The following is a 315-nucleotide window of genomic DNA, read 5'->3' as shown; positions in this document are numbered from 1 at the left end:
AGCCGGACCCCTTGGTCCCGCCGGAACCGCTGCCCATAGTGCCGCCAGAGCCGGACCCCTTGGTCCCGCCGGAGCCGCTGCCCATGGTGCCGCCAGAGCCGGAGCCCTTGGTCCCACCGGAACCGCTGCCCATGGTGCCGCCAGAGCCGGACCCCTTCGTGCCACCGGAGCCGCTGCCCTTGGTGCCGCCAGAGCCGCTGCCCTTGGTGCCGCCAGAGCCGCTACCTTTCGTCCCGCCCGAGCCGGAACCCTTGGTCCCACCGGAACCGCTGCCCTTGGTGCCGCCAGAGCCGCTGCCCTTCGTGCCACCGGAGC

General features: G+C 73.7%; 1 protein-coding gene. It reads right to left on the bottom strand.

Going from position 1 to position 315, the window contains the following annotated elements:
- Positions 1-315, bottom strand: a 315-nt coding sequence (locus tag AB2B41_RS23425) for a hypothetical protein (RefSeq protein ID WP_367880237.1), incomplete at both ends; no start/stop codon positions are given.

It is taken from the genome of Sulfitobacter sediminis (genome assembly GCF_040811725.1).
In the GTDB taxonomy this organism is placed as follows: domain Bacteria; phylum Pseudomonadota; class Alphaproteobacteria; order Rhodobacterales; family Rhodobacteraceae; genus Sulfitobacter; species Sulfitobacter sediminis.
The sequence above is the reverse complement of the archived record's forward strand: the minus strand, read 5'-3'. Positions and strand labels throughout refer to the sequence as shown.